Origin of the sequence: Dryocola baronae (genome assembly GCF_051297175.1) — a bacterium.
In the GTDB taxonomy this organism is placed as follows: Bacteria; Pseudomonadota; Gammaproteobacteria; order Enterobacterales; family Enterobacteriaceae; genus Dryocola.
Genome location: NZ_JBINNY010000001.1, coordinates 1432235 through 1456803, shown reverse-complemented (window position 1 = coordinate 1456803; position 24569 = coordinate 1432235). Strand labels below are relative to the sequence as shown.

42 protein-coding genes are annotated in these 24569 nt (G+C 50.6%); 4 read left to right on the top strand and 38 right to left on the bottom strand.

What is annotated here, in order from left to right; all coding sequences use genetic code 11:
- The 16 genes from ACSPHG_RS06840 to ACSPHG_RS06765 form a co-directional block, all read right to left on the bottom strand.
- Positions 1 to 1569 (bottom strand): tape measure protein, encoded by a 1569-nt coding sequence (locus ACSPHG_RS06840; RefSeq protein ID WP_435952743.1) that lies wholly within the window; start codon positions 1567 to 1569, stop codon positions 1 to 3.
- Between the two features lie 161 nt (positions 1570 to 1730).
- Positions 1731 to 2168, bottom strand: coding sequence for a phage tail assembly chaperone (locus tag ACSPHG_RS06835; RefSeq protein ID WP_435952742.1), 438 nt, complete (start codon positions 2166 to 2168; stop codon positions 1731 to 1733).
- 37 nt (positions 2169 to 2205) lie between these two features.
- Positions 2206 to 2652: a phage structural protein gene (locus ACSPHG_RS06830; RefSeq protein WP_435952741.1), complete on the bottom strand. Its 447-nt coding sequence runs from the start codon at positions 2650 to 2652 to the stop codon at positions 2206 to 2208.
- 2 nt (positions 2653 to 2654) lie between these two features.
- Positions 2655 to 3995 (bottom strand): DUF3383 family protein, encoded by a 1341-nt coding sequence (locus ACSPHG_RS06825; protein ID WP_435952740.1) that lies wholly within the window; start codon positions 3993 to 3995, stop codon positions 2655 to 2657.
- 19 nt (positions 3996 to 4014) lie between these two features.
- The gene (locus ACSPHG_RS06820) at positions 4015 to 4554 is read right to left on the bottom strand and encodes a phage neck terminator protein (protein ID WP_435952739.1); all 540 of its coding nucleotides are present in this window, start codon (positions 4552 to 4554) and stop codon (positions 4015 to 4017) included.
- Positions 4547 to 4864 carry a hypothetical protein gene (locus tag ACSPHG_RS06815; RefSeq protein ID WP_435952738.1) on the bottom strand — a complete coding sequence of 106 codons (318 nt, stop codon included), beginning with the start codon at positions 4862 to 4864 and terminating at the stop codon, positions 4547 to 4549. The genes ACSPHG_RS06820 and ACSPHG_RS06815 overlap by 8 nt, the downstream gene beginning before the upstream one ends.
- Before the next feature lie 26 nt (positions 4865 to 4890).
- Entirely contained in the window at positions 4891 to 5229 is a 339-nt protein-coding gene (locus ACSPHG_RS06810) for a phage virion morphogenesis protein (protein WP_435952737.1), read from the bottom strand.
- 112 nt (positions 5230 to 5341) lie between these two features.
- Complete coding sequence (locus tag ACSPHG_RS06805; protein ID WP_435952736.1) at positions 5342 to 5749, bottom strand: DUF4054 domain-containing protein; 408 nt, start codon at positions 5747 to 5749, stop codon at positions 5342 to 5344.
- Positions 5749 to 5952, bottom strand: coding sequence for a hypothetical protein (locus ACSPHG_RS06800; RefSeq protein WP_435952735.1), 204 nt, complete (start codon positions 5950 to 5952; stop codon positions 5749 to 5751). The genes ACSPHG_RS06805 and ACSPHG_RS06800 overlap by 1 nt, the downstream gene beginning before the upstream one ends.
- A gap of 32 nt (positions 5953 to 5984) precedes the next feature.
- Positions 5985 to 6923, bottom strand: coding sequence for a DUF2184 domain-containing protein (locus tag ACSPHG_RS06795; protein WP_435952734.1), 939 nt, complete (start codon positions 6921 to 6923; stop codon positions 5985 to 5987).
- A gap of 9 nt (positions 6924 to 6932) precedes the next feature.
- Positions 6933 to 7442, bottom strand: a complete 510-nt coding sequence (locus ACSPHG_RS06790) for a structural cement protein Gp24 (RefSeq protein WP_435952733.1) — start codon at positions 7440 to 7442, stop codon at positions 6933 to 6935.
- A complete protein-coding gene (locus ACSPHG_RS06785) occupies positions 7442 to 8614 on the bottom strand; it encodes a DUF2213 domain-containing protein (protein ID WP_435952732.1) in 1173 nt (390 codons plus the stop codon). Before ACSPHG_RS06785 ends, ACSPHG_RS06790 begins: the two co-directional genes overlap by 1 nt.
- Before the next feature lie 12 nt (positions 8615 to 8626).
- Entirely contained in the window at positions 8627 to 9433 is an 807-nt protein-coding gene (locus ACSPHG_RS06780; RefSeq protein ID WP_435952731.1) for a phage head morphogenesis protein, read from the bottom strand.
- Entirely contained in the window at positions 9426 to 10682 is a 1257-nt protein-coding gene (locus ACSPHG_RS06775) for a phage portal protein (protein ID WP_435952730.1), read from the bottom strand. The genes ACSPHG_RS06780 and ACSPHG_RS06775 overlap by 8 nt, the downstream gene beginning before the upstream one ends.
- A 9-nt stretch (positions 10683 to 10691) precedes the next feature.
- Positions 10692 to 12032 carry a PBSX family phage terminase large subunit gene (locus ACSPHG_RS06770; protein ID WP_435952729.1) on the bottom strand — a complete coding sequence of 447 codons (1341 nt, stop codon included), beginning with the start codon at positions 12030 to 12032 and terminating at the stop codon, positions 10692 to 10694.
- A complete protein-coding gene (locus ACSPHG_RS06765) occupies positions 12019 to 12594 on the bottom strand; it encodes a terminase small subunit (RefSeq protein ID WP_435952728.1) in 576 nt (191 codons plus the stop codon). The genes ACSPHG_RS06770 and ACSPHG_RS06765 overlap by 14 nt, the downstream gene beginning before the upstream one ends.
- A 156-nt stretch (positions 12595 to 12750) precedes the next feature.
- Between ACSPHG_RS06765 and ACSPHG_RS06760 the strand changes: the two genes are divergently transcribed.
- Positions 12751 to 12948 (top strand): hypothetical protein, encoded by a 198-nt coding sequence (locus ACSPHG_RS06760; protein WP_435952727.1) that lies wholly within the window; start codon positions 12751 to 12753, stop codon positions 12946 to 12948.
- Positions 12949 to 12960: 12 nt separating this feature from the next.
- Here ACSPHG_RS06760 and ACSPHG_RS06755 read toward each other — a convergent pair whose 3' ends face one another.
- The 6 genes from ACSPHG_RS06755 to ACSPHG_RS06730 all read right to left on the bottom strand — a co-directional run bounded on the left by ACSPHG_RS06755 (position 12961) and on the right by ACSPHG_RS06730 (position 15545).
- On the bottom strand, positions 12961 to 13203 hold the full coding sequence (locus ACSPHG_RS06755; protein ID WP_435952726.1) for a hypothetical protein: 243 nt from the start codon (positions 13201 to 13203) through the stop codon (positions 12961 to 12963).
- A 203-nt stretch (positions 13204 to 13406) separates the two neighbouring features.
- Positions 13407 to 13949 (bottom strand): KilA-N domain-containing protein, encoded by a 543-nt coding sequence (locus ACSPHG_RS06750; RefSeq protein WP_435952725.1) that lies wholly within the window; start codon positions 13947 to 13949, stop codon positions 13407 to 13409.
- Positions 13950 to 14163: 214 nt separating this feature from the next.
- Positions 14164 to 14334 carry a hypothetical protein gene (locus tag ACSPHG_RS06745; protein WP_435952724.1) on the bottom strand — a complete coding sequence of 57 codons (171 nt, stop codon included), beginning with the start codon at positions 14332 to 14334 and terminating at the stop codon, positions 14164 to 14166.
- 2 nt (positions 14335 to 14336) lie between these two features.
- Entirely contained in the window at positions 14337 to 14714 is a 378-nt protein-coding gene (locus ACSPHG_RS06740) for a lysis protein (RefSeq protein ID WP_435955960.1), read from the bottom strand.
- Positions 14715 to 14791: 77 nt separating this feature from the next.
- Positions 14792 to 15232 (bottom strand): lysozyme, encoded by a 441-nt coding sequence (locus ACSPHG_RS06735; protein WP_435952723.1) that lies wholly within the window; start codon positions 15230 to 15232, stop codon positions 14792 to 14794.
- Complete coding sequence (locus tag ACSPHG_RS06730) at positions 15216 to 15545, bottom strand: phage holin, lambda family (protein WP_435952722.1); 330 nt, start codon at positions 15543 to 15545, stop codon at positions 15216 to 15218. The genes ACSPHG_RS06735 and ACSPHG_RS06730 overlap by 17 nt, the downstream gene beginning before the upstream one ends.
- 85 nt (positions 15546 to 15630) lie before the next feature.
- Here ACSPHG_RS06730 and ACSPHG_RS06725 point away from each other — a divergent pair, with 85 nt between their 5' ends.
- From ACSPHG_RS06725 to ACSPHG_RS06715, 3 genes are read left to right on the top strand one after another with little or no spacing between them, the layout of a single operon-like run.
- Complete coding sequence (locus ACSPHG_RS06725; protein ID WP_435952721.1) at positions 15631 to 15924, top strand: type II toxin-antitoxin system HicA family toxin; 294 nt, start codon at positions 15631 to 15633, stop codon at positions 15922 to 15924.
- 59 nt (positions 15925 to 15983) lie between these two features.
- A complete protein-coding gene (locus tag ACSPHG_RS06720) occupies positions 15984 to 16415 on the top strand; it encodes a type II toxin-antitoxin system HicB family antitoxin (protein ID WP_435952720.1) in 432 nt (143 codons plus the stop codon).
- A 20-nt stretch (positions 16416 to 16435) separates the two neighbouring features.
- A complete protein-coding gene (locus ACSPHG_RS06715) occupies positions 16436 to 16612 on the top strand; it encodes a hypothetical protein (RefSeq protein ID WP_435952719.1) in 177 nt (58 codons plus the stop codon).
- 246 nt (positions 16613 to 16858) lie between these two features.
- Here the strand turns inward: ACSPHG_RS06715 and ACSPHG_RS06710 are convergent, their stop codons facing one another.
- From ACSPHG_RS06710 to ACSPHG_RS06635, 16 genes are all read right to left on the bottom strand, one after another.
- The gene (locus ACSPHG_RS06710; RefSeq protein ID WP_435952718.1) at positions 16859 to 17620 is read right to left on the bottom strand and encodes an antitermination protein; all 762 of its coding nucleotides are present in this window, start codon (positions 17618 to 17620) and stop codon (positions 16859 to 16861) included.
- Positions 17617 to 17760, bottom strand: a complete 144-nt coding sequence (locus ACSPHG_RS06705; RefSeq protein WP_435952717.1) for a hypothetical protein — start codon at positions 17758 to 17760, stop codon at positions 17617 to 17619. The genes ACSPHG_RS06710 and ACSPHG_RS06705 overlap by 4 nt, the downstream gene beginning before the upstream one ends.
- Positions 17757 to 18362 carry a recombination protein NinG gene (locus ACSPHG_RS06700; RefSeq protein ID WP_435952716.1) on the bottom strand — a complete coding sequence of 202 codons (606 nt, stop codon included), beginning with the start codon at positions 18360 to 18362 and terminating at the stop codon, positions 17757 to 17759. The genes ACSPHG_RS06705 and ACSPHG_RS06700 overlap by 4 nt, the downstream gene beginning before the upstream one ends.
- 361 nt (positions 18363 to 18723) lie before the next feature.
- A complete protein-coding gene (locus tag ACSPHG_RS06695; RefSeq protein WP_435952715.1) occupies positions 18724 to 19383 on the bottom strand; it encodes an MT-A70 family methyltransferase in 660 nt (219 codons plus the stop codon).
- Positions 19380 to 19790, bottom strand: a complete 411-nt coding sequence (locus ACSPHG_RS06690; protein ID WP_435952714.1) for a recombination protein NinB — start codon at positions 19788 to 19790, stop codon at positions 19380 to 19382. Before ACSPHG_RS06690 ends, ACSPHG_RS06695 begins: the two co-directional genes overlap by 4 nt.
- Entirely contained in the window at positions 19765 to 20082 is a 318-nt protein-coding gene (locus ACSPHG_RS06685) for a phiTE_015 family protein (protein WP_435952713.1), read from the bottom strand. Before ACSPHG_RS06685 ends, ACSPHG_RS06690 begins: the two co-directional genes overlap by 26 nt.
- Before the next feature lie 20 nt (positions 20083 to 20102).
- Positions 20103 to 20312 (bottom strand): hypothetical protein, encoded by a 210-nt coding sequence (locus tag ACSPHG_RS06680; RefSeq protein ID WP_435952712.1) that lies wholly within the window; start codon positions 20310 to 20312, stop codon positions 20103 to 20105.
- Positions 20309 to 20521, bottom strand: a complete 213-nt coding sequence (locus ACSPHG_RS06675) for a hypothetical protein (protein ID WP_435952711.1) — start codon at positions 20519 to 20521, stop codon at positions 20309 to 20311. Before ACSPHG_RS06675 ends, ACSPHG_RS06680 begins: the two co-directional genes overlap by 4 nt.
- Positions 20496 to 20798: a hypothetical protein gene (locus tag ACSPHG_RS06670; protein WP_435952710.1), complete on the bottom strand. Its 303-nt coding sequence runs from the start codon at positions 20796 to 20798 to the stop codon at positions 20496 to 20498. The genes ACSPHG_RS06675 and ACSPHG_RS06670 overlap by 26 nt, the downstream gene beginning before the upstream one ends.
- A gap of 67 nt (positions 20799 to 20865) precedes the next feature.
- A complete protein-coding gene (locus ACSPHG_RS06665; protein WP_435955959.1) occupies positions 20866 to 21069 on the bottom strand; it encodes a hypothetical protein in 204 nt (67 codons plus the stop codon).
- A complete protein-coding gene (locus ACSPHG_RS06660) occupies positions 21069 to 21440 on the bottom strand; it encodes a hypothetical protein (protein WP_435952709.1) in 372 nt (123 codons plus the stop codon). The genes ACSPHG_RS06665 and ACSPHG_RS06660 overlap by 1 nt, the downstream gene beginning before the upstream one ends.
- Positions 21437 to 22132 (bottom strand): replication protein P, encoded by a 696-nt coding sequence (locus ACSPHG_RS06655; protein ID WP_435952708.1) that lies wholly within the window; start codon positions 22130 to 22132, stop codon positions 21437 to 21439. The genes ACSPHG_RS06660 and ACSPHG_RS06655 overlap by 4 nt, the downstream gene beginning before the upstream one ends.
- Positions 22129 to 23049, bottom strand: a complete 921-nt coding sequence (locus ACSPHG_RS06650; RefSeq protein WP_494516575.1) for a phage replication protein O — start codon at positions 23047 to 23049, stop codon at positions 22129 to 22131. Before ACSPHG_RS06650 ends, ACSPHG_RS06655 begins: the two co-directional genes overlap by 4 nt.
- Positions 23050 to 23063: 14 nt before the next feature.
- On the bottom strand, positions 23064 to 23861 hold the full coding sequence (locus ACSPHG_RS06645; protein ID WP_435952707.1) for a ParB/RepB/Spo0J family partition protein: 798 nt from the start codon (positions 23859 to 23861) through the stop codon (positions 23064 to 23066).
- 38 nt (positions 23862 to 23899) lie between these two features.
- Positions 23900 to 24175 (bottom strand): CII family transcriptional regulator, encoded by a 276-nt coding sequence (locus ACSPHG_RS06640; protein ID WP_435952706.1) that lies wholly within the window; start codon positions 24173 to 24175, stop codon positions 23900 to 23902.
- Between the two features lie 121 nt (positions 24176 to 24296).
- A complete protein-coding gene (locus tag ACSPHG_RS06635; protein WP_435952705.1) occupies positions 24297 to 24524 on the bottom strand; it encodes a helix-turn-helix transcriptional regulator in 228 nt (75 codons plus the stop codon).
- Positions 24525 to 24569: the final 45 nt, after the last annotated feature.

Below are 24569 nucleotides of genomic sequence, written 5' to 3'. Positions count from 1 at the left end.
CTAGCCTCCTGTGTTGAAGTTCAGAGTGTTGCCCAGCCAATCACGTTCAACACCATAGTATTTTTCTGCCGAATCTTTGATGACACCCTGTTGCTCTGCAGTTGTTCCTGCAGGTACGGTTAGATAAACATTCATATTTGGAGAAAATGTCCCCCCCATTAAAGATCTATCTCGGTCATAAGCTGCGCCTGCGCTTCTGGTCATGCTCTCAAGGGTGTTTGGTGTGCTTAGCAAGTTTGTTGGAGAAGTGATGAATGATTTCCCGGCTGCGGTTCTTTCGTTGTACTGCCTCCATCCCTCTGCAGAGTTTTTTAGTCCGTCAGAAATACCATTAGATGGCTCGCCATCATTCAAACCAAGGGCATCCCTTGCCCACTCCGCACTGCCGGTGATGGCTTTATTGATGTCCATTAGAACGGATGAATGCATTGCACTATCAAGCTCGCCTATGAAATTTACCAGCGCCTTTATCTGCTCTACGGTTCCCTGTATTGCCGCAGTGATACCTTCTATTGATTTCTGATACTCACTTGCTGGCCCTATTGCATCGCCAAGCAAAGAATTCTGCCCTTTAAGCCATGCATTAACGTCATCACCAACGAGAAACAAAGCAGCCAGCGTACCGATGATGAGGAACAGAGGGCTTGATAGCGCCGTAAAAGCAGCTGAAAGCAGGTACACAGCGCCAACAAGACCGGCAGACCCAAGCACTACACCAAGGAGTTTTACAGCGTTCTCAGCCCCACCTAACGCATCAGTAACCACGTCGAGTGAGTATTCAACCTTATCTGCCAGCCACAGGAATTTATTAGCAATCCAGGTTACCGCACCGCTGCTACGGTTCATTCTGGCAATGAACTGATCCCACTTATTACCGGCGATTGTCAGAGCCTGTCCAATAGTGAGTGGCATCTGCTGAAACGCCTTATCGAACTCAGGGCCAATGGTTTTCAATGCACCGAGGACAGCCCGGGTCGTCAGCTTCCCATCTGCAGCCATCTTCTTAAGCTCTTCGCGAGGAATTTTCAAAGCCTCCCCAATTTTATCAAGTAACATTGGCGCAGCTTCTGCAAGCGATCGGAACTCATCGCCCTGCAACACCCCTGAACCTAATGCCTGTGCGAACTGCAGCAGAGCTGAAGACTGTTCTTCTGCTGTGGCACCGCCTACAACCATTGCTTTAGAAACGGTGTCGGTAATTGACAACAACTCTTCCTGCGACGTTACGACGCTCTTTGCAGCATTACCCACGCGAAGGTAAAAGGTTGCGTAGGAATCAATAGACTGGCGAGAATCAGCTGCATGCTGAGCCACCTCATCAAATGCTGTCGCAGAGTCGGTAACGGTCTGACTGAGCATACCGATACGAGCCTCAAATGACTGCATGCTATCGGCGGTTTTAGCAATATTGGATATCGTCAGCGCACCGAAAACAGTTGCTAATACGCCTCCGAGAGCACCGAATGACTGGATGGTTTTATCTACCTTCCCGTCAACATTATCCAGCCCCTTACCAACACTATCCGCACCAGTCAGCCCCAGGCGGATCAGTAATTCTCGTATAACCATTTACTTCTCCGGTGGTGCGTTCAGATAATCGGTCATCTCTATAAGAGCGTTTAGCTTCAGGAGGTCTTCACATGTGACTATCCCGGACTTGACCTCGGCAACCGTGCACATGTTTCTTAATACCGGACGCCACACCCAAAGCTCATTTTCAACGTCTTCCCTTAGCGTTCCCGGGTCGCGCCTTTCGCCAGCGCCTGAACCCTGCCTGCCAGTTCTTCTGGGCTTAGTCCAAACAGGGTAAGTGCTTTCGTGAAAAAAGGGGTGAAGTTGAGCTTCAACACCTCCCAGCACAGTTCGAAGAAGTCGAAAAGCGTGTCCACCGTGAAGACAAGATTCATTGCAGTTGGGCTATCAATTTTCTTTTCGTCGGTAGCGCTAAATGTGGAAGAGTCGCGCAGAATTGGGATGATCACATCTTCAAGGGTTTTTTCATCAATACCTGCAAGCAACTGGATAGCATTGGCATCTCCACCAGAAGCCAGCCCCTTATCCAGCAGCGTTTTGAGTTTGACTAAATGCTTTGCTGCAGCGAACGCATTCATCTTTGCTGCTCTGAATTCTTTGTCGCCGATAGTGAAAGTAGTGAATTCCGTTGCCATATTAGCCTCAATAAAAAACCGCCCGGAGGCGGCTTAGTTAAACGTTGTTCCCACCGATGGAGAACTTAAGGTCTGCCGCTTCCAGCGTGTAAATTCGATCCCCCACTTCGTTAGTAGAGAACGCAACATCACCCAGCTGATAAATCCATGCCTGCCCGGCCGCAATTACCGTTCGGCCTGAGAAGTCCGTGACGGAAACCGGGAGCACCGCCTTGCCGTCCTCAGTCAGTGAATCCAGGTTAAACAGAGCGGACAGTTCATCGTTAGCGCTTGAGGTCTGGAGCAGATGAAGCTCGATCTGCCCGCGCTTATCGGTAACACGAGCTCGACCAACAGAACCATCAAGGCCAGCTTTGGACTCGTAAAAGTTTGCACTCTTACGGGCAGTGATTGAGTCGCCATCACTAAACCCGGTAAGGAGTAGCGGCCCGATAGTGACAAACACCTCTGAGCCGTCATAAGTGCCAGTTAATTCAGCAGACATAGTTAGCCCTCATAGCTGTAAGTCAGTGAACCGTCGATCTGCACCATCTGGATTGCGCCAGCCAGAAGCGCCACAAACTCGATATAGAGAGTGCGCGTGGCTTTGATGTCAGCAGATACGTCAGCAGCGTTTGGATATGTGATACGGAAGCCAGGAACGGTGTTACCGTCGCTATCTCGCTCGTCTGGGGCAATGCCGCCAGCCTGCTGGCCCTGAATAAGTGACCCGTTAAGGTTGTTAACGATAAGAGCAATGCCACCGTTGGTATAAGGCACTTTCTTCTGGCGGATCATCAGCGAGGCAATGTTCTTCTGAATGGTATCAACTAGCCAGTCACGGAATCTCACGACATCAATCCATTCTCCCGATGCAACCTTACCTTTATTGATGATGAACGTGTTTTCAGCGTACTGCTCGTAAGCGTTGGCGTTTTTCTGGAAGATGTAGCTTTGCTCGGTATCACTGAATTTGCTCGGCGTGATAGCAGCCAGCGATTTTAGAGCCCATGTCTCTCCACCGGGTGCGATAGTGAAGCAACGCCCCATCCACGCCATTTCAGGATATTCAGTTGCAGCTGCTTTGTGGGCAATCAGGGAGGTCCGAAGGTATTGCAGAGACTGCAGCTGTGACGCCAGGTCATCCTTAGCAGAAGACCAAATTGCAGCAGTATCGCTACATGCGAAGAACAGCTTCGTCTGCGTTTCGGCCCACGCTGCAGCATCCTGAATTAAAGCATCACCCCGCTCAACCAGCGCAAAACCATACCAGCCTGGGTCTTCCTGTTGAATGGCGTTTAGATCTTCTTCAAGGCTGTCAGCAAAGCCAAAGGTTACGATAGCCAAATTGTTCACTGGCTTAATGATATTTGCCGTAACAGGGGCCTTAACCTTAATGTGCAGGCCTTCACTGTCAACCGTACTGGTAAACAGAGCATCTATTACGGACTGTGCAGCCAGTGCTGTTTTCAGGCCAGTGTAGACATCTAATGCATCATCTCCGCTCGCTGCTGTATAAGTAATGCTCGTACCGTTAACGCTGAATGTATAGATATTGCCAGTAGCAACGTCGGCACTTGTGACACTCAGATCAATTAAATCAGCGTCACGACGCCCTACCCATGCCTGGTTTGGTCGAGGCGTCTGGCTGAAGACGGCCGACAGCGCCTTGAGAGTTTGCGCGTCCAGTCCATCTTGTTGCGCCGCGTTATAGCTTGAATATTTTCGAATGCGCTCACTGAATGCCGTAGTCGGCGAGACAGCCAGCGGAATTCCGAACGATGCCTTCGCGATACTCGCTGTTTCCAGCGATATATTCACGTTGGCAATCTGGCTTAGATTTGCCATTGATGAAGCTCCGTATTGATTAGTCGGATGTGACGGCGATTGTGAGGTGTGTTTCTATGCCGCCGATGTCGCCAGTCGCATCAACGGTTTCAATGAGTCCAACGTCATCCTGATATTTGCCGGTATAGCGGAAGGTCAAATCAACATTTGCCATAGCCTCGAAATTTGCATCGTCTCGCAGGGCGGTCAGGTCATTAACCTGCGCACTGTTGCTGATAACGAAGTGTTCCCGGCGCATGAGATATCTGCCAGTGGTTTTCCTGATACTGTTTACAAGGTCGTCGCAATGCTCTCTTGCGCCACCACCGTACACATTGATCATCACCGTTCCCTCCCTCACCCCATGTGAAGGCATCACTCCGTCATCATCAACCTCTCCATGCTCATCCCTGCCGATCGTAAGGCGAGTAGAAACGCGCAACGTGGCATAAGGTAGCGTCAGGCGAGAGTTATTCTGATTAGCGTATGCAAGAGGTATAGAGATTAACTGAGACAAAACACGGTATGCGGCAGACTCGACAGCATCAGGAACAAATGTTGATACCGTTGTTTCAGCCATCTCGCTTCCTTACCACATAGTATTTGTAGTGTGGAATGATTCCATTTTGCCACGGCTCACGGTGCTTAACTTCGTAGTTGAAGCCGTCGATTACGACCAGAGCAGGCTGCGCCATAGGGAAGTCATCGGTAATCTGCAATTTGGTGTCGCCGTACAGACGCCGATAGTCAGTCAGTCTTCGACCCGCCTCCAGGCTTTCAATTTCCTGTGTGTCTTTGATGCTCTGCACGCTAAATGAGGCGGTCGAGCTAACCATCTCACCATCGACAATCACGCCGTTAACCAGCGTTGATGGTGTCGGCGTAAGCACTGTGTAAGGTCTGCGGAATGGATTGCTCATTTTGAAGTACCATATTTATGTATGGCGAATGTGACCGAGTTAAGCATCACGCCTGTGTCTATAAGCGGCTTTGATGACCCTTTTAGAGACACTGTAATTGGCGAGTTAGGCAGCCATGCACCTGTGTTGATGCTTTTCTTCACTCCATCAACCATATACACCCCTGCAGCATTAATAAACTGCGGGAATGTGGCTTTGCCGACAAGAACCTGAGAAATTCCGTTTGTGGCAAATTTCTCTAACCTGGCTTTCGATGCATCGAAGTATGTCCGCATGAATGGGCGAGAAGGGATCGTCCTGGTGCCAAATTCGTTCCATGTGGCGTATTGGGCCACCAGTACGCCATCGTTAACCTCACCATTCTGGATGCCGACAACAACCTCTTTGCTGCCGCCTACTTTGAGCTCGCGCCTGAGCTTGTCCCACCGGCGCTTATTGTCGGTTATTTTACGGCCACACGCATCCTCCCACGACTCCGCGAGTCATTATTGAGAAGCCTCCGCCCTTCTTCTTGCGAAGCATCTGCAGAAGGTTTCCGTAAGTGGTCCCGCTGAGGTAACTGGAATCACCGGACACGTTGCCATATGTTATTGCCAGATCACCTTCTTTGCGTGAGAGGATGCGACCAGATGAAGTTGAACCGTCAGCTGAGTATCCGCCAGGGGAAGCCATGATGTGTGCCGCCATGAGTGCCAGGGCAACATTATACGCATCACCGTACTCACCTTCACAGACGAACAGCGAAGCCAGGTCGATGTATCCCTGAACAACATCATCAGGAACAGCCGCAAATTCAGGCGCAAGCTTGCGGAAGATTTTCAGAGGCGTCAGACCTTCAAATGCGGCAATGTTCATTACTTCTTGTCCTTCTCTTTCTTTTCTACCGGGCTTGCTGTGACTTCTTCATCTTTATCTGCAAGCCGCAATTCGCCTTTAGTGATTGATGCCTGGATGGTTTGATTGTCCTTCCACTTATCATCAACCTCGGCAGTCTGACCCGGTGCCAGTTTCTGACCTGCGATGTAGTAAAGTCGTGCGGATGCGTTGGTAATCTTCATTTGTAATCCTTAAGAAAAGAGGCAGGAGCCTCTTAAATGCCTTTGATGAGGTGCAGCGTCAGCGGCAGATAAACCTGAACGCCAGTGGCGCGGCTGTGGCATGGAATTTTGAACGCCAGGTTATTAGCCTGTGGCGGCAACTGTTCAAAAGGCTGCGGAATTTCCATGGACGCGTTGTCGGCGTTACGTTCCATCACCAGTGCCGCCCTTGTGCCTGTGCCGTCAATGTCTTCCAGTTCGTTTACGCGAATCCACTGCATACCCTGATACTGGGTATTGAAGTAGGTCATGTAAGACGTGTCGGTATTCGGCATCGGCTTGGACAGGATTTTGAACGCGCTCGGTGGAAGTGCGATTACGTTAGCTGCATGCAGGCCTTTGGTTACTGTCTCGATAGCCGAAACTGCATCCTCCAGCTCTCCAGAGGCGATTTCGCCAGTGGTCCATTTTGCTGAGGTGGTTACTGGAATATTTGGATGCTCCAGCACGCCAACAATTTGATAAGCGTCATCGCCGTAAAATGCCAGGCCATTGACTTTCACGTCATGAGCGCGGCGGGCTGCGTTTGCCAGTCGTGTCGGTAGGTTCTTGCCGGTTGCCTGTGATGCACGAATTTCCATCAGGCTGTATTCGTAGAAGTTACCTAGGCTGAACACCTTGCCGGTTTCTTCACGATAATTAACGCCAACATTTGGCAAGTCGTCGGCATAGTCAGCGATGATCCGCGCCATGCCAACCGCATCCCATACGCCGTAGGTGAATGTTTTGGCGTAGGATGGAATTTCGGAGGTTACAGGGAAGAGCGTGGTGGCCGTCAGTGCCGGGTATTCGACTTCGTAAACTTTGGACTTAACGTAGTCCAGCTCGCGAGCAAGGAAGATAGATTCCCCTTCATCCAGCCGGATACCGTTAGCCGCCGCGCCATGCTCGATAGCGAATAAGTCCGCTTCATCGTAATTCATCTGTTCCATTATTTGTCCTTAAGCGGTTGGTTGGGCGGATTGGTTGCGGATCTGAACTTCAGCCAGATGAACCGTTGCGCCAGCGCTGTTTTTGAAGTTAGTGAACCGACCGGTAAATACCCAGCCCAGCGCCAGAGAGCCGCCAGTTGCTGCAACTTTCCCGACATCCGCCCCAGAAGTGAGCACGTTTACGCCCGCTCCCATGGCTGGAGCTGACGTTAGTGTGGTTACCGCCCAGATACGGCCCCAGGTCATCACGTTAACCGCATCGCCATCTTCGTATTGGCCGGTTACACAGCCGTAATGACTGAATCGACAGATACCCATCAGGCTTGCAGCATCGCCAGCAGCTGCCACCTGCTTAACAACGCGCTTATCGTTGGCTACAGAAACACGGGCGACTACATAGCCAGGCTTAATTGCGCCGTCAGCGGCGTTGCAACCGTCAGTGATTTGGTGAGTGGAGTCTGAACGCATGCCGGGCATGGCGATCTGCATGTCATTATCGTAGGACGTTTGAACAGGCATTATGCTGTCTCCTTTTTGCCGTGCAGTCGATCGAGATATTTTTGGCGTGATGCGGCGGAACCTTTTGGTTCGGCTGCGTCATTACGGGTTTCCGCTTTGTCCTGATTTACGGTTTTTCGCTGCTGCTCCATCGGGGCTGACTCAATTGCCATGTCGAAGGCGACATTGACATAGGTGTCGTCTTTACCGTCGAGCTTCATCGCAGGCTTGAGCTTGGCTACGACTGCTTTCTTAACTGCAGTGTCGTCCAGGCCATCGCATTTGATGCCGTGCTTTTCCGCTTTTGCTTCCAGTTCAGCACGAGCCTTAATGGTGACAGTTGCGTCTTCGCGAGCCTGTTTGAGCTTGTTTTCAAACTCAGCGGCATCGGCTTTCAGCGTGTCGCGCTCTGCGGTGATAGTTGAAATAGTGGTGGCGGCCTCATCAAGCTTCGTCTGCTTGTCAGCGGCATCCTGTTTCAGCGCCTGAAAAGCAACAACCACCTCTGCGGCTGCTTCGTATTCAAGGCCGCTGTCTAAGCGGATTTTCTGCATTGTTTTACCTTTTGGTTGGTTGTCGTCATCGTCTACAGTGATTTCTTCGTCACCGTCGAGATTCAGTGTTGCCACATCACCGGCGCGCGCTTTCGATACGAGGGCGAGGTGATTGATGCGGATATTTCGCTGGATGGCATCGAACTCTTCCCAGTCAGCGCTTATATATCCATCAGGGAATTTTTCAGCCTCATCGTCTCTGAAGACAAATTCCTGAGTTTTCCTGTTGAACCAGCCTCGACGCTCTTCTAGATCGAGGCGATAACCAAGCGAAAGCTGCTTTGCGCGACCTGATTTGGCCTGCAATATTGCTTCGTCAGCGTGGATGATGATTGGTACAGCGACGTTGCTTCCGTCCTTCCTGCCAACATCAAGCATCGTTCCTACCTGATGCTTTCTTGAATTTCGTGAATTTACCGCCCCGGGGTGTCCAAGGGTGATTGGCTTACCCTTAAAACTTGACAGGGAGTCAGCGTTGAATACTTCTTCGGGCGGTCGAAGCTCGCGCCGTACCGAGCCATCAGGATTGCGGTAGGTCTGGATGCCAACACGACCTACAACTGGCACGTCTTCCAGATAGCCATCCTCGTTTACGGACGCACGAAGTTCTCCCACATCGAAGCGAGATACTGTTTTCATGTTTTGCCTTATTTATTCGCCGATATCGAAAACTGAACCAGACCAGTCAGGCTCTGCATAGCATCGGCAGCGGATTGGCTGGCCTGGATGACCATCAGGAGGTGGGTTATTCCATTTGTACGAATTACCTTCACGCGCTCTGTGCTCTGGTCTCTCTCGCTCATCAAGTACGCCTCGCCACTTATAGCCAGATATCCCCGCATCGGCCTGACGCTGCTTTGTCAGTGCTGCATTAGCCTTCCCGATCTGGTCTACTGCGATCAGCTTTGCGCGTCGCTCATTGACGCCGTAGCGCTCCTGAATCTGTTTCTTGATGGTGTTGGCACTGGAGCCATTCATCACTCCGCGCTGGATGATGCCTTCCATATCGGATAGCTCGTTAGCGGGTATAGATTTTATCAGCCTGGTGTTTTCCGATATCCAAAGCTCCTGCATCTCACGAAGCCACGGCTCGGCGCGGTAAGCATCAACACCCAGCACTCCGGATGAGGTAGGAATTGTTGTTTGTCCGGCGATAATGGCCTGTGATGGAGGAATATCTACACCAGTGCCGCCCTTGACGATTAAGCGCCATTGCTGGTCGTTGAACCGGCTGGTCAGCGCGAAGAATGGTGGCAGGCGCTCAATGACGGGCTGGAATATCCGGTTTCCTGCGTTGCGCAGATAGGCCAGAATGGCGGCCATGTCATCCTGCCAGCCGTCGAAACGTATATCGCCATACGATGAGTTAATTTCTTTGTTGAATTGCCGGTTCGCCTTTACCAGCGCATTGGTGTAGTCACGCTCAATTCCGTAGGGATGAAGCCAGACTCTAGCCATCATTCATCTCCGGATATACGTAGCCTCCACGCTTTTTCAGGGTGGCGATACCTTCGTCATTACTCACCCATCCAAGTTGCGAATAGCGCTCATCTGCCTGTGACCATTGGTTAGCGGTCTCTGCGCGTTCTTTATCAGTTGGCACTGACAGTGGACTGAACTTGATGGTCCAGGTCTTGTCCGTTGTCAGGAAGTTGATAGTCTTCTCTATGGCAGGCCTGGCCTCATCTTTCTGTTTGCGTCCAACTAATTGCTTCCACGACTCAGGGACTGTTGTTTTGTCTGCGCCCTGACCAGATGGCGCCTTGGTGAACAGGATTTGCTCATCAATGCCAGTCAGGGCGGAGATACGCAGCTGCTTGCGGTCTTGCACGTCTACCACGCCTTCAAGCGAGCCGTTAAGCAGCTCATACTTCTCTGTGTTAGCGTCAATGCCGATGGTATTGCCGTTGCTGCGGGTCATATCCACCATGTTAAGGCGGGCCTGTACCGTTTCACGGCCTTCTCCATCCTGGCACAGGTCAGCCAGGTCAGCAGCAGACCAGACGCCCTGCTGTTTACGCTCAAGCAGACTCGTCGCGTGTGAGTGGCTCATGCCGTAGTCGGTCAGTGCCTGGTAGATACCCTGAAGACATGAAGCGCCCCACCCTTGGTTCTGGTGTCGTATCTGGTTAGGCAAGCGCTCACCGTCAAAGATATGGCACCGGCTGGCGTGGACGTAATACGGTGTGCCTGATATGGGGTTTATCTGGTACTGGATTATTTCCCCATAGGTCATGCTTTCGGGATTCAGGTCGCGCAGGAATGGCTGAACTTGATAGCGGTCGTACACCCTTACAAATTCAAGCTGGCCTTCTCCAATTTGAGACTTTAAGTCTCCACCATCATTCACACCGAACAGCATCAGCGAGCCGCCATAAAGACGGGCCCAAGCCACTGCATCGGTAAACTGCTGCGTCAGATTCAGTTCATCCCAGCGAGACATAATCTCGGGTTCGTTGTTCGCGCCTTCTACCGTGAACCCTGCGCGAAACATCTCGTCCGCTACTACATCCACTATGCGGCGGCCTAACCCGTCACCGAGATAGATGCTTTCCAGTGTGCTGCGCGTTAACAGGCTAGCCATGCGGATGCGGCTGTAAGCCGAGCGATCGCCGCCTGTGCCAATGTTCATGAACACATTCTGATAGCTGTCTGCGCGTGTTTGTTTATCGAGTTTCTTTTGCTGTCTGTTGTTACGTTTAGCCATTGCCTCACCTTAACTGGCAAGTGCTTTTAGCCTCGCCAGAGCATTAGAAGTTGGCGCAAAGGCCATGATCAAGGAGTCGGCCATGTTGGGCGACGGTATGCCGCGCTTTTTCATGTCCTTTTTGCTCTCTACTTTCACCCGGCCATTGTTGTCGTAATCAACCCTAGGGCGTGACAATTCAGCCTTGAGGTATTCAAGGTTCTTTATTTCCGATGAGAGGCTTATTAATTGGTCGTCAGGGAATGTTTCGCCATGTTCTATGGCCCGCCATGTGTTATAGAAGCGATTTCGAACGCCCCACCATGCCTGCGCCTTGAGATTAGAGAACATGTCTTTATTGGTTTTGCCCGGCATGTATTCGCGATCTGGCTCGAATACCGCAGCTGCAGCGTTGAATCCTTCCACCTGGCTTTTTGCTACCCGGTTTAACTGTGCCTTTACGCCAGCACCGACGCCGATTGAGTCATAAATAACCTTGTCTGCGGTGATACTATCTGCGTACTGGTTGACCCTGTTGGCAGACTCGATTACATCACCACGACTCCACTCCTGCACATCCTTCACTACCGCGCCATGTGCCATTGTGATGGCGTTACTGTCCTCGCCTTCATCTGCCACGTCAAAGCCGATTCGCTTAGCGCCGGAAGCTGTGAAATTGAGTTTGAGGTGAGCATCTACAGCTGCTGCAATCCAAGAAGGCTTGATAATTGCCAGGTCGCTATCTGCAACCGGCTGTCCTTCCCAAATATGCTGATAAAGGTCGAAGTCTTTACGCTTGCACTCTTCCATCTCCAGGCGCAGAACGTCAGGGAAATGTGGATTGTCGTTCCAGTTAACTGTTAGCAGGCAAATGTCATCAGGCGGGCTTATCACGAACCGTTGATGGGTATCGTCCAGTATGTTTTTTGGGTTGTAACTAACCCATATCTCGCTACCTGGCTTTCGAATGGTAGGTATCAACACATCCCAGCTTGCCTTAGTCACCGCCTCGGCCTCTTCTATCCAACAGATGTCGATGCCTTCCAGTGACTTCACTTTCGTGATGTTGTTCTTTATGCCGTAGAACATAAAGAGGCTGTTAGTGGCAATGTGCCGTATATAGACCTTCTGAATCTCGAATTCGTGGTTGTAGCCTTCCCGCTCAATGGTGTCGGCGATCAACTGGATAACCGAGTCGGCAATACTTGCCTGAAATTCACGCGCACACAGAAATCGATAAGTTCCTCTACGTGCTATCTCAACAAGAAGCCTGGCGATTGACCACGATTTACCGCTACCTCGCCCGCCTTTTGCCACCTTGTAACGGTATGGCCTGATGAACGGCTTGAATACTGGATTAAGTTTCGTCATCGTCAAACAGTGCCGATAGAGGCTTTGTCGCTGTGATAGTGAGCTTCGATTCTTTCGGAGGTTCCCATCCCTGCAATTCTGCCAGTTGCTTGATAGCGGCTTTCGGGTCGTGAAGCTTGATGGATATACCACGCTTACCAGCAGTTAGCTCTGATATAGCAGAAAGCGATCCGGCGCTTTGTAGCGCAGAGTCTTTAAACCGCCAACCGGCCTGGATTATTGGGTTGCCATTATCGTCGGTACCGCACTCTGCTTCGCTGAACTCGACCATTTCATGCAACGATGCCCTGCCCATCGAGGAAAGCCTTTCTAAAGCCTCCTGTCGCGTCATGACGGCATCCGTGATGGCTTCCTTGTTCATCTCGCCGATAAATGCTTTTACCTTAGGATTGGTTAGGATTTCACTCGCGCAGGCGCTTGCGGTTTCATCTTTCTTTGCCTTGCCGCCTGCCTGTTTGTACGCATCTATTTGGCTAAGCCCTTTCACGATGCCTAACGCAAACTTCTGCTGTAATTTGGTCAGGTCATCGAATAGTGCTTTCTGGTGATCAGTAAGCTCCATGTCGATTCCTTGTGATTGTCATTAAACATGGCTCTCGCAAGAACCATCTGTAATGCCTTGAACATATATTTGCGAGCCGCTTTCCAGCTTTGATTCGGCACAGTTGCAACCACTCGCAGCCACTGATTTAGTGTCAGAAAAAAGGAGATGTTTGTTATGGATGATATGCAACTGGATATGCTTGAGTGCTTACTCGCTAAGCACATTATCGAAATAGCTCGCAGCGATGGTTATGTTGAGAACCTTCTGCTTTCCCGGCTTCGTTCTATTTCTTACGACTGTGACGATGAGACCAGGGAAGCTATCGAGCTGGTCATGGAGAGCTTCGAGTGCGAACCATTTTTCCCCGAGTAGCCCGCGGGAGGTTTACCGAAATCCAAGCCAGTGTAGAAATCCTTTAATGCTGCTGGATTTCCTGCGGTAGTGAGACACGCACTCGTCAATCACGTCGTGCGCTGTGATGTGATGCATTGTCTTACTGCCGGATTCAATGTCTTTGTGCCGAGCCACATTGAAAATGCGAACGTTAAAGATATCGCCTGCCTTTTGTATCTCATACCGATAGGTGATGTCGTTAACGCCGCCAATATATAACTGGAAGTTTTTCATGATGACTCCAAATGTTTCTGACGAAGTCATTCTACATAAAAATTGAGAAGAAATAATGAATGTCGCAGGGTTGCGGTGCTTCTCAGCATGACTTCCCCACTTACGGCTTACCCGTCAGCAAGATGAGGATCACCTCGTTTCCGCCACGGAAATTATGAGAGCCGTTGTGAAAGTGGCTCTCGCAATGCAAATATGCACGGTGGTTATGCAGCGCCCTGCATGATGGCAACCATGTCGGGATCGAGTTGGTCGATAAGGTTCTTTCTGGTTTCGGCCAATAGTGCCTTTCTTCCGCCCGAGCCCCATTTGCCCATCTTGCTGGCACACTGGCTGATGTCCTTTGTCTCGCCACCAATCAGGTGATCGAGGCGATTAAGTTGGTTGAGGACGTCCAGGGATTTTGTCCGACTCTCAATGAATGTGTTGTACACATCAATTTCGAATTCAGGCTTAATCCATGCGGCGTAACGCACTGCAATCATCTCTACGCCCCAAATCCCTTTACTTGCCCCTCCTTCAACAATCAAAATTACTTGACTATTTTCATGGGGACGTTTTTGTCCTCTAGAAGCCAGCACCTGAATAAACCGCCTTACTGAGGCGCTACGGATAAATTTACTCGGCTTCTGGGACTCATTAGCCTCACCATTTAACACGGCGGCTGCATGCAGGTCATTCAGGGAGTAGCGCCCTTCACTATCTACTCGGACAGAGACGCCATTTACGATCACGGTTGGGTATGTCATTGCGTTTACCTTACTAGTGAGATGAACCTTTGCCGAAATGAAACGTCAGCCCACCGAAGGCTCGCCAGCTCTAAACTGACGTCTCCAAAGGCTCATTTCACTTGTTCAGGTTCGGTGTGGTTAGTTGTGCGCATTCGGTGCGCGGTGAAATTCAGGCGTAAAAAAGCCCGACCGGAGTCAGGCTCTATTTGTCTTATTTGGGTGACGATTCAGATTACTGGCACTGCGCAGCACTCAGGCTGATTGTCTGGCTGCCATCGACCACCTGAGCGGTCGCTCCCTCTTTCACGCTAATCAGCGTTACGTCATTGCCGTTTACGTGGCGATAGGTGGCAGCGTTACAGGCAGTGAGCAAGGTAGCCAGGAGGATAATTGTTAGTTTCATCGTTATTCCGAAAGGCATTGCTGCCTGATGTAGTCCTGCAGCCCTCTCAGGGCTGACTGGTCTTGCTTGATTCCAGCCCTGATACCGAGAACGTTTCGTCCAGCAACTGGAGAGAGTTCGATGGTGCCGACATCATCCACGCCGGTGGAGCTGGTCTTGGCTGGCACTGGACACTTTCCTTTGACGAGCACCCGGCCACCATTATCAAGCTTGCGCTGCAGAGCAGCATTTTCAGCATTCGCATACGCCAGTTCCTTTGTATATTTCTCATCGAGCGCTGCAGCATCACGCTGCCGTGTCTGCATATCCTTAATGACATCTCGAGATTGCTGCAGCTCATGCTCCGCTACCAGTGCTCTGTCATAGTTACTGCGAGCCATTTTTGCAGTAATAACGAGCATGCCAACCAGTAGAGCAACTGTGATGATGCGCCAGTTAGCCGTTATGGTTTTCCATATCACGACAGAAACAGAGACTTCTCCGCCTCACGTCTACGAGTTAATCCAGCCAACTCTTTCCCGCCAGCTTTGTTCCATTTTGGGAACTCGTTAGCGGCACCGGCGTAATCACTGGCGTTCAGTTTCCTCAGCAGCGTCGAACCTTTCAGCGCATTCACGCCGAGGTTGTATGCAAAATCGACCAAGGCGTCGAACTGGTTTTGATTAACCGGCACGGATACCAGACTAGTCACGCCGTTTTCGTACTGAACCACGCCCTCGCTCAATAGTTCGTTGGCTTTCTGCTGAGTGATGGCCATGCCTTTCGATACCGGCCTACCGTCAACTGGCTGAGTCCATCCATATCCGATGGTCCATACGCCGACGCTATCCTGATAAGCGGTCAGCCTGCAGCCTTCAAATTGCTTAATGAGGTTGATGCCATCAGTGCTGATTTTCATTGCTGCCTCCGGTTCGGCGATCGAATAACGATACGATTTTGTCTCGCACCTTTTCCGCACCGACAAAACCAACAGCAGCGCCGACAAAAGTCACTGAGTTGCCTGGCAATCCGAAAAGCTCAAGAGAACCTGCAACGGCTAACGTGAGAATTCCGCATGACAAAGCACCCGTTGCCGTTTTGGCGATCGACTTTCCATCGTAAATGCTCATTAACGCTGAAATGCTGAACGCCGCTCCGGCTGCGTAAAGCGAGGGTAGGAAGTCTTCTATCCATTTCATAGTTTGATGCAATATCCCGTGCGGGAAGTTCATAGCACACCTCCAATAATGTCGGGAGTGCTGTCTGTGTAGTTGAAAATCGCCAGCACATGCCACGGCAAGTTATCTATGAGTTGAGATGTTTGCTGGATGGTTGGCGCTAAATATGATGAAAAGACCACAACATTTTTGTTGTGTTTATAATCTTATGTGTTACTATAATCACATCATCAACGAACAGGAGGATTCAGTGAAATACAGCGAGTTCCTTCGCTGGTTAAAGTGCCAAGGAGTCATGATTGAAAATGCAAGAGGTGGAGGTAGCCACCGGAAAGCAACAATCAACGGAAGGATGTCAATATTCCCCTTCCACGGCTCCAAGGAGATACCAGAGGGAACAAGGAAATCGATAATCAAGGATCTGGGGCTTTAGGCCCCACCCTTTTCGACACTGAATCTGGTCATTGAGACCATAACCGGAAAGAGGCATTTATGTTTAAGTACCCTGCATCAGTATCTTTCGATGAAGATACGGGCCAATACGAAATCGCCTATCGTGATTTCAACAATCTGCACTCTGTAGCTTTAACAGAGGATGACATCGAGCTGGAGGCGCGGGACGGCATTACAGCATTCATTGGCGATCTGATTGATTCACGCATACCAATTCCAGAGCCATCGTCAGCGCAGGAGGGTGAGATTGTTATTCATCTTCCCATTCTGACTTGCATGAAAGCCGCTCTGCATAATGCAATGATTAGCACCGGCACACGCAAGGCTGATTTAGCGAGAAAACTAAACCAGAAAGGCCCTCAAATTGACCGCCTTCTGGATGTCAGTCATGCTTCAAAAGTTGAAACGCTTGAGCAAGCTCTATATCTGTTGGGATATGAAGTTGCTGTTTGCATTAGCAAGATAAACTAATCTTATTAAGGAATTTCGTTATGAAAGCAGTTCTTGCCGCTTTGGCAGCCATCTTTGGGCTTGGCTCTGCATTGGCGTGGCACTTATCCACATCAGCACCAACACCAGAATTGGCTAATACTGAAAACCATTGGGCAGCTGTTCTCTGCGTAATTGCTGCTATCTGTGTTTTTGCCTGCTTGTTCAGTCGGAAGTAAATTATCAATAAAAAAAGCCACCGGGATTAACCAGTGGCTTCTCTAAGCAGACCTCTCAGCCTGTGATGGTTGGAGTACCAGACGATGCGTCGAAGTTACCAACTAGGCGGAATCCGTGATAAGCACCGCCTCTATTTTCTTATCACTAGAACGTCAGGCGTTAAATCCCATCGTTAGACTGAGATTAACATAGTTTCGGGAAAAGTAAATAGCTCGCGATAATTTAACGAGCTATTTTATACCCGACTATCTTGTTGCCTGTTTGAGTGCTCGCTCTGCGTATGCCTCCTGTATCTCAAGTTCAGTTGAGAGCGCGTCGTAAAACGGCTTTACGCTCTTCTTCCATGTGTCCAGGCTGATTGCATCAGTAACCTCTGATATCGCCACATGGGCCTTTGTGGAGGTAATGCGCTCGTAACCACGACCACCGCAGCGCTTGCAGTTACCGATGACCGGAACTCCTTGCTCTATTGTTTTCTGCTTATCCACCGCTTGACCGCGCCCGCGACAGTCATTGCATGCAGTGCTAAGCGTTCTCTTCCCTTTGCACTTCTGGCACAGAACGCGAACGGTATCTTTCACTTCTCTCCTTCCCCAGCCGGAGGTTTTCATCGTAAATACGTCAGCTTCGATAAACCCCTCACCATGGCAACCGTCGCACTCCTTTTCTCCGGCCGCACTACGGGAGTAATCTGCGTAGGCGTAAATTGCGAGGATTTGCATCACCTTTGGCTTAATATCACTTTCAAGCTTGCGCAGTGCTGCAACACGGTCGCAAGTTTTTAGAGCATGCTCAGTTAACAGTTTGATAGCCCGTTCACTGTCGTGCTTACTGATCCCCATCTTTCCCAGAAATGCGCTGTATCCCATTGCTGCGCGACTTTGTGTCTGCCCCATAGCTGCCATAACATCCGTGCCGGTCAAAGTATCGGATGAGGTGGAGCGTGGGGTGTCGTTTATCTGTGATGATTTTGCGAAGTGATATTTGACTGCGCTTTCAAGGTTCATGCTGGCACCCTTTTGTTAGCATTGCTGCGGTTGATGATTTCCCGGCGCTGTTCCTGCTTCCTGCGGATAGATGCTTCATGCTGAGCAATTTCTTTGTCGAGGCGATCCAGTTCTGATTGGTCGTAAGGTGTCAGTTTCATGCTGCCTCCTGGTGTTTTCTGAGCTCTCTGGTCTTTCCCCGGTAATACCGTGCCAATTCCTGCAATCCCTCTCGCGTCCACTTAATAACCTGGTGCGGCCCCATCAACCGGTCGAATGCCTCCTGTCCGATTTTCTCGATCAGGCGCGGCGTGTAGTTTTCGATGTTCCCGGATAGGTGCTGATTGCACGGAACGCACTGCTTATGGCAGTTGGTTTCGTCGTAGCGGGTAGATGGTGATGCGCCCCTAGTGCGGTAATGGCCTGCGTCGTACTTGCCTTCATGATGTCGGCCACAACTGATGCATGGCTCGGCAGCGTCACGGGTGCGGATGTATTCGTTGAAGGCGGCTTGAGTTTGTTTGTGGAAGTGGCTGAGTGGCTGTACTGCTAACTTGCGGACTTTTAAACTTCGTCGTTCCTGCTGGGCTTCATCCTTTCGTCGTCGTTCTGCTGCCTGTATCGCGTTGTGTCGGTCTTTCTCTCGCTTGGCTAGTGCGATTACGGTTCCACACTCTGCACTGCACCAGGTTTGATTCTGGAATGCTGGATGAAACCATTCCCGGCAATCAGGATTCTTACACCGTTTTCTCGGCTTCCTCATCGTGCATTACTCCGTTCGGATCGGTTTCTACATACGCATCGCTGGCGCACTCGTTACATGCGTAAACTTCGCCAGGCTTCAGCTGCTTTGTACACGCTGCGCAATATCCTGCGGCTGCGTTGCTCGTTCGCTCGTATAGCGTCTTTTCTACCTGAGTCATCATTGAAATATCCGTTGCTGATAAATGGTGCTCGCCCGCGGCTCAGTACGTGACTCTGGCAATAGCGCGGCCACAACCCAAAATTTAGGATCTGCGCTTAATGTCTTCTGAGTGGGTACGTTGCGGAAGGTGTAGCGTTGGATTAGTTCGTTGGCTTCTTCAGTGGTTACATCGTTGTGATAGAACCATGTTCGCTTCATGTCATGCAGCTCTCCCGCCAGCGGACTGTGACTTAATCGCGACGCCCGGATGCAGCTCAACACTCTGGAGGCATTGATTGCCCCACGTATCCCAGCCAGGCGATGTCTCACGAGCGAATAACTCAATTCGCGGCACGTCTCCGTAAAGCTGCTCCAGCTTTTTTCGGGCATCCCAGGGCTTGCTGCTGTGCTCACCGAGCGGGGAGTAGATAACCTGCTTCACAGAAGCGGATAAGCGTTCAAGCCCGGTGCCACGCACTGCTATCAGTAAATCTTCCGTGTTGGCGCGGGTGTAATTGCCGCCGTTCATCCGGGTTTGCCTATTGAGCAGATCGAGGAAGTCGTAGAAGTCCTGCACTTCGCCAGCCTCAAGAGCCTTATTGATGTGCTGCTCTGCCAGTTGGTTTAGCTTTACCCAGGTGAAACCTTTCATGGTGCGAACCTTGAAGCCCCACGCCTCAGCCAGCTTAATAGCTTCCTCGCTGTGCGTTCCGGTGTACCACATGGCGAGCACTGAGTTTTCATCTGCCAAATCCCACACAGGGAGTCGCATCAGGTCGGTGATAGTCATGGTGCTGTAGTGATCTTCTGCTGCACCATTGCTACTTGTGTTGCTGTATTGCCAAGGCGGATCAGCGTAGATAAGTTTGAATTTGTTCATGTATAGCGCCCTTCAGTGAATTTAATCCCCTGCCCGACCGCCCACGCCGTCACATATTCGATAAGGCTCGCCATACGGCTTACGCTCATCTCTGCGCTGCTTTCACGGATGTTAACGAACTCACCCTCAATGCCTGGGACAATCTCCGCCTGTTGCTTTGTAGCGACCGCATGCCCGCTTATGAGCAATACTTTCCACTGTTCCGGCTTGAGTTTCTTTCCGCACCACTCAGCTTGGCGAGCGATGTCACCAAGCAGCGCGTGAAAGAGCGCATTCTGGTCAAGGTTACGTTTGTAGTCGGAGATGCGGATTGTTACGGGGCGGTCTTTGTCTGTGAGTAGGGATTGGATAATGCTTATTGCGTTCTGCCTGACTCGTTCGTCACGAAGCATCAGCGTTTGTTTCATCGCTATCTCCTTTAACGGTTATCCCTGCAATCAACGGCGTCCATCCTTCAGCTTTTGCGCTGTGATGCATTTCTTCTTCTCCACCTACAAAGTCATCCGGGCTGACGGCGCTGTTGTGGAATGTCATGTAGGCTAAAACATCTCCAGAATGCCTACTTGCATGCCACGCTTCCCATAGTTGAGTGTGTTGAAGATGCATGTATCCATCGCCATCTCTTTCACAAAATCCAATCAGTTTGCTCAATGGTCGTCTGTTAACCCACCTCTCGAACTGCTCACGCGATGTTGTCATGATGATGTCTCCAGTAGTCGTTAATAAATTTCTGTTGCAGCAGCCTTTCCAGCTTCAGTAATGGCCCAAGACGTGCCCATGACGTCCTTGCACAGCCCTTTCTTTTCCAGCGCCCTCATCACTGATGTTGGCGGCCTGTCGACCTGTACTGATAGCCATTTACCTGCCGTATAATTGTCTGCCTTCCACAGCTCAAGCAGCCAATGCTTTTGGCTAGCGGTTAGGCTCATGATGTCTCCAGTTGTGCGCGGGCCAGCCAGCCTTGCCAACATGCTTTTGCGTATGGGTAGCCGTCATAAATACCTTCCTCTCCACGAAGCGCGGCAACATCTTCGATTGTCCTGCTCTTGGCCCACGCGCCTGCTTCGTGCCATGTTGACAAGTACCACCGTTCAAACTTCGCCCGCTCTTCATCAACCTTTAGCGTTTCGTTCTTCACTCTTTATCTCCTTGATTTCTTCACGCGTCGCCAATCGGTGGTTACCCATCGGGCCGCGGATGGTGATCGGCTTATTCTTCTTAAGTTGGGATGCCGAGCGTTCCCCGCCTTTTCGCTCTTTATTTCCGTTCCATGAGTATGTGAACCATTTTTCTTCCTTGTTCACTTCGATAATGCTGACCTGGTACACGCTCACCGTCTTAATGGTCGTGTTACCCATATTGTGCTTACTTACTGACCAGACGGTCATTCCTGGTTCCATTTTTTCTATTTTCATAAATCCTCCATAAAAAAGGCCCGCTATGTGCGAGCCTGTTATTCGATTGCCGTTAATGTTTGAGTGGTCATAGATTATTCCGATTTATTTTGTGCCCAGGCGCATAAGCACGTTCACGGTCTACACTTATTCGCCAGCCGTCGCTCCTGGCCTCCTTTGCCACCTGCGCCCAGGAGTTACCCACATACTCGCCGGATTCTGGTGCCTGAAACGGCCTGCAGTTACATTGCTCGCAGTCACAATATAAATGCGCCGTGTAATTAGCTGCTATCACGTCCGCACCTCTCGCAGTAGCTTGTTGAGCTTGTACCCAGGCCAGTTCTGGCGGCACTCGTCGAATATCTCGTTGCCAACATGCGATGTGACGAACTTCATCGTGCCGATTTTGTCGTTTTGCTTCTCTACGTATCGACCCTCCGGCGCTGGAGGTATGCAACCCTCAACGACTGAATACAGATAGCTCCCACGGCGACCAGTTCGCTTGAGCTTTCCACGACCACATAATGCTGACACCGGCCCGGTTATGCTGGTTGTCGGTAAATCCATGGCTTTAGCTATCTGCAGCATTTGAGAATCAGGGTTATCGTGTACAAATATCCAAATCCGGTATGGCAGGGTTTGTCCTGTGAGTTTGCGAGTCATGTGCTTGCTCCCTTTCTCATGCCGAAACGCGCACGTATTTCAGCTATTTTATCCAGGCCCTTCTCGTTACTTACCGGGATATGAAGCTTTGGAATCTGGACTACAGGTGCAGGGATTGCTTCGCCGGCTTCGATGCGGCGAGACATGTTTTTTAGCTCTATACCGCATCGCTTCCTGAGTTCTGCCTCTGTGAGGTTTTGAGAGCGCATCTGGTTGTACAGTGCGGTGACCATCCAGAAGCAAGCGGGCGACTCCCATGGATAGGCCTCGGCTGAACTGTGATAACCACGATCGCGACTGTATTTCATGACCATGCGATAGAGCTGATCATCATCAGGCAGTCCCGCAGCCCGGATTTCACCTTGCTTGCACCATGCGATAAATTGCCCCGGCGACGGTAGAAATGGCGTCTCCTGCTGCCGAGCGATGCGCATCCCGGCGTCAACCTGCGCCATGCTGTGGATGCCATTCTCTGCAAACGCCATCACCCATTGCTTGCGCAGTTCGTTCAGATCGGACTGGTCTTTGATGCTTGCCATCATGGCCGGAAATGCGGCTCTGAGCTGGAGGAATAATTTGTTAAAGACCTGAGCCGCCTGTTCCGGCACCGCTTGCTTAGGCTTCTCGGCTGCGTACATCTGCTGAAGTGATTTTCCATCACGGTTCTGAATGGCTGTGACGATATTTCTCATATCGATACCCCGTTTATCCAGTCTGTGTTGTTAAAGTCGAGCGCGGAGCCGCTCCCTCCAGGCTTGGCCTTATCTCGCTTGATAGTCAGCTGCGTCCACTTTTCACGAAGCTTGGCAGGACACAGAACGTTGCCACACCAGAAGCTATCCTGGCTTGCCCATCGAAACAGGCTGCACATGTCGCGATGGTCGCGACCGTCTTTCTCTCGCATCAACCTGATGTCATTTGCCCACCCGGCTAAAGATGGCTTTTTAGCAGACGGGTCGATAGACCTGACCACATCGAACATCCATTCGGCTGCGCGAAGATCGTCAGCAGTTCCCCACTTATCACCCTTCGGTGTTTGAATGGCTGCTTCAGGTCTTAATGGCTTTTCTTTCTGAACTACAGGAAGGGCATTTTCTGGACGAGTATTAAATACGTTAGTATTTAATATATTATTGTTTATGGACATCCGTTGGACATCCGTTGGACAAACATCGCTGCAACCCGCGCCACTACTGGTGTTAGCGTTGGACATCCGTTGGACATCCGTTGGACAAAATTGTGACTGGAAATCATCGTATTTCACGATTGAAATCACACTGAACTTGCGGCCTTTTGAGCTAATTTCTAGCATCCCTTTGGCTTCGAAAGTCCTCAGCAAGCTCTTTACTTTGTTGTCGGGGATGAACGTCTCACTGACCAGCGTCGGCCTACCTGTAATCATCTGCCCCCTCTTCACTTCAATCTGCCCGATGTCCGTTTCTACGACCTCACTGGAGTGGTTGGCTTTCAGGATCAGGTGAAGCCATAGATGAACAGCCTGAGAGTCCTTGTATAGCTTGCTGTCCATGAATTGTCTGTGGATCAAGGCAAACCCCTTACCGGGCGTTACCGGTTCGTGGCTGCCCGGCTCAGGGCCGGGAAACCTGATTACTTTTGCTGTATTCATGACTCTTCCCACCCTGCTTTCTTCATAAACTCGCGATACTCAGCCAGGATTTCTTCAGCTGGTTGCGGGATTAAAACTTCAGCATCTGCATCAGCTATTGTCTGGATAAACGCCATGGCCTTTGCTGTACTGAACTTCGGCATCGCCGCGTTGCGGGTCAGCTTCTTTTTGCCGGCCGCTTTCACTTCCGTCATCTTTTCGGCGGCGAAAGTTGAGGCTTCTGGCCCATGCTCACGCTGCAACGCAACGGCTGTTGTAGGCGATACTTCACCGGTGCGCACCATCTCGATAAGTCCATCGCCGCAGGCAAGCAGCTGGAGATGGTGGTCAACATCAGCAACTGAACGCTTAACCTTGCGAGCAATCTCCGCTACCTCCCATCCCTGGTTGCTCAGGCGCTGATAAGCTGCTGCACGTTCAAGTGCGGTCAGCGGCTTCCCCTGTGAGCTGGTAACCATGAAAGCAATGCGATCGGCGTCGGAGCCTATAAAATCTTTGCACTCCAGGCGAGCCACTTCATGCCCGGCCTCGGTAGCCAGTCTTGCGCCGTAGTAGCGGTGGTGGCCATCTATAATCTTGACGCCCTTATCCGTTACCTGAACAGCCAGCGGCGGCACGAACTCACCGGCAATGAATGCATCCCGGAACTCTTCAACGTGTGCCTGGTCGATTTCACGGACGTTAAAGCCAGGCTCAACGTAGATTTCATTCAGTGGCACGAGGAAGGTTTTGCGAGTGGTTGTATCGGTGCCGTTCTTGTCTTTGTACTTGTAAAGCAGTGAGAGAGAACTCATAATTACTCCTGTATGTTGATCCAGTTAAACTTCATACATCAGGCCTCAATCGTTCCCGCGATTGGGGCTTTTTCTTTTGTGAGCAGTTCAGCAACTTGCCTCGCCAGTCTCGCCATTTCCTCGTCGACAACGCCCCACTCCAGCACAGCCAGGAGCATAGAGAACTTCGGAATCCAGTCTCGCTTCCACCGGCTAATCTGAGCTTTATCAACACCAACAGCTGCCGCCGTTTTCTCTGTGCCAATCAGTGCAATCTTGTTGAGTAATGCGCTCTCAATGCGTAGCGCTTCATTGCGTTTGTTTGCATGTTCCATTTCGTATGATTTCCATAGTTAAATTAAGTACGTGGCGAACCCGTAGCAGGTGCCACTTAGATTTGTAGTCTTTTGGATTACTGCCCTTCTTCAGGGCGAGATGTGTAAAGAGCGGTGATTTTTATGCGGCTAAGAGATTTTTACGACTTAGATTGAGCATTTCTTTTGCGTGATAACGGCCGCCAGAGATAAGCTCAATTTTTTCTGCGTAATTGGTTTTTCCAAAAAATTCGGTCTTGGGGAGAAATCCGTTTTTCAGCCATTTATAAACGGCCCTTTCACTCACTCCGCAAGCTTTGGCTACTTCTGGAATACCAACCCCTTTGATTGGTTCGTCTAGAGTTTGCATCGGCCATCCTTATTCGTACTTTCAGTACACATTATGTTTGAACTG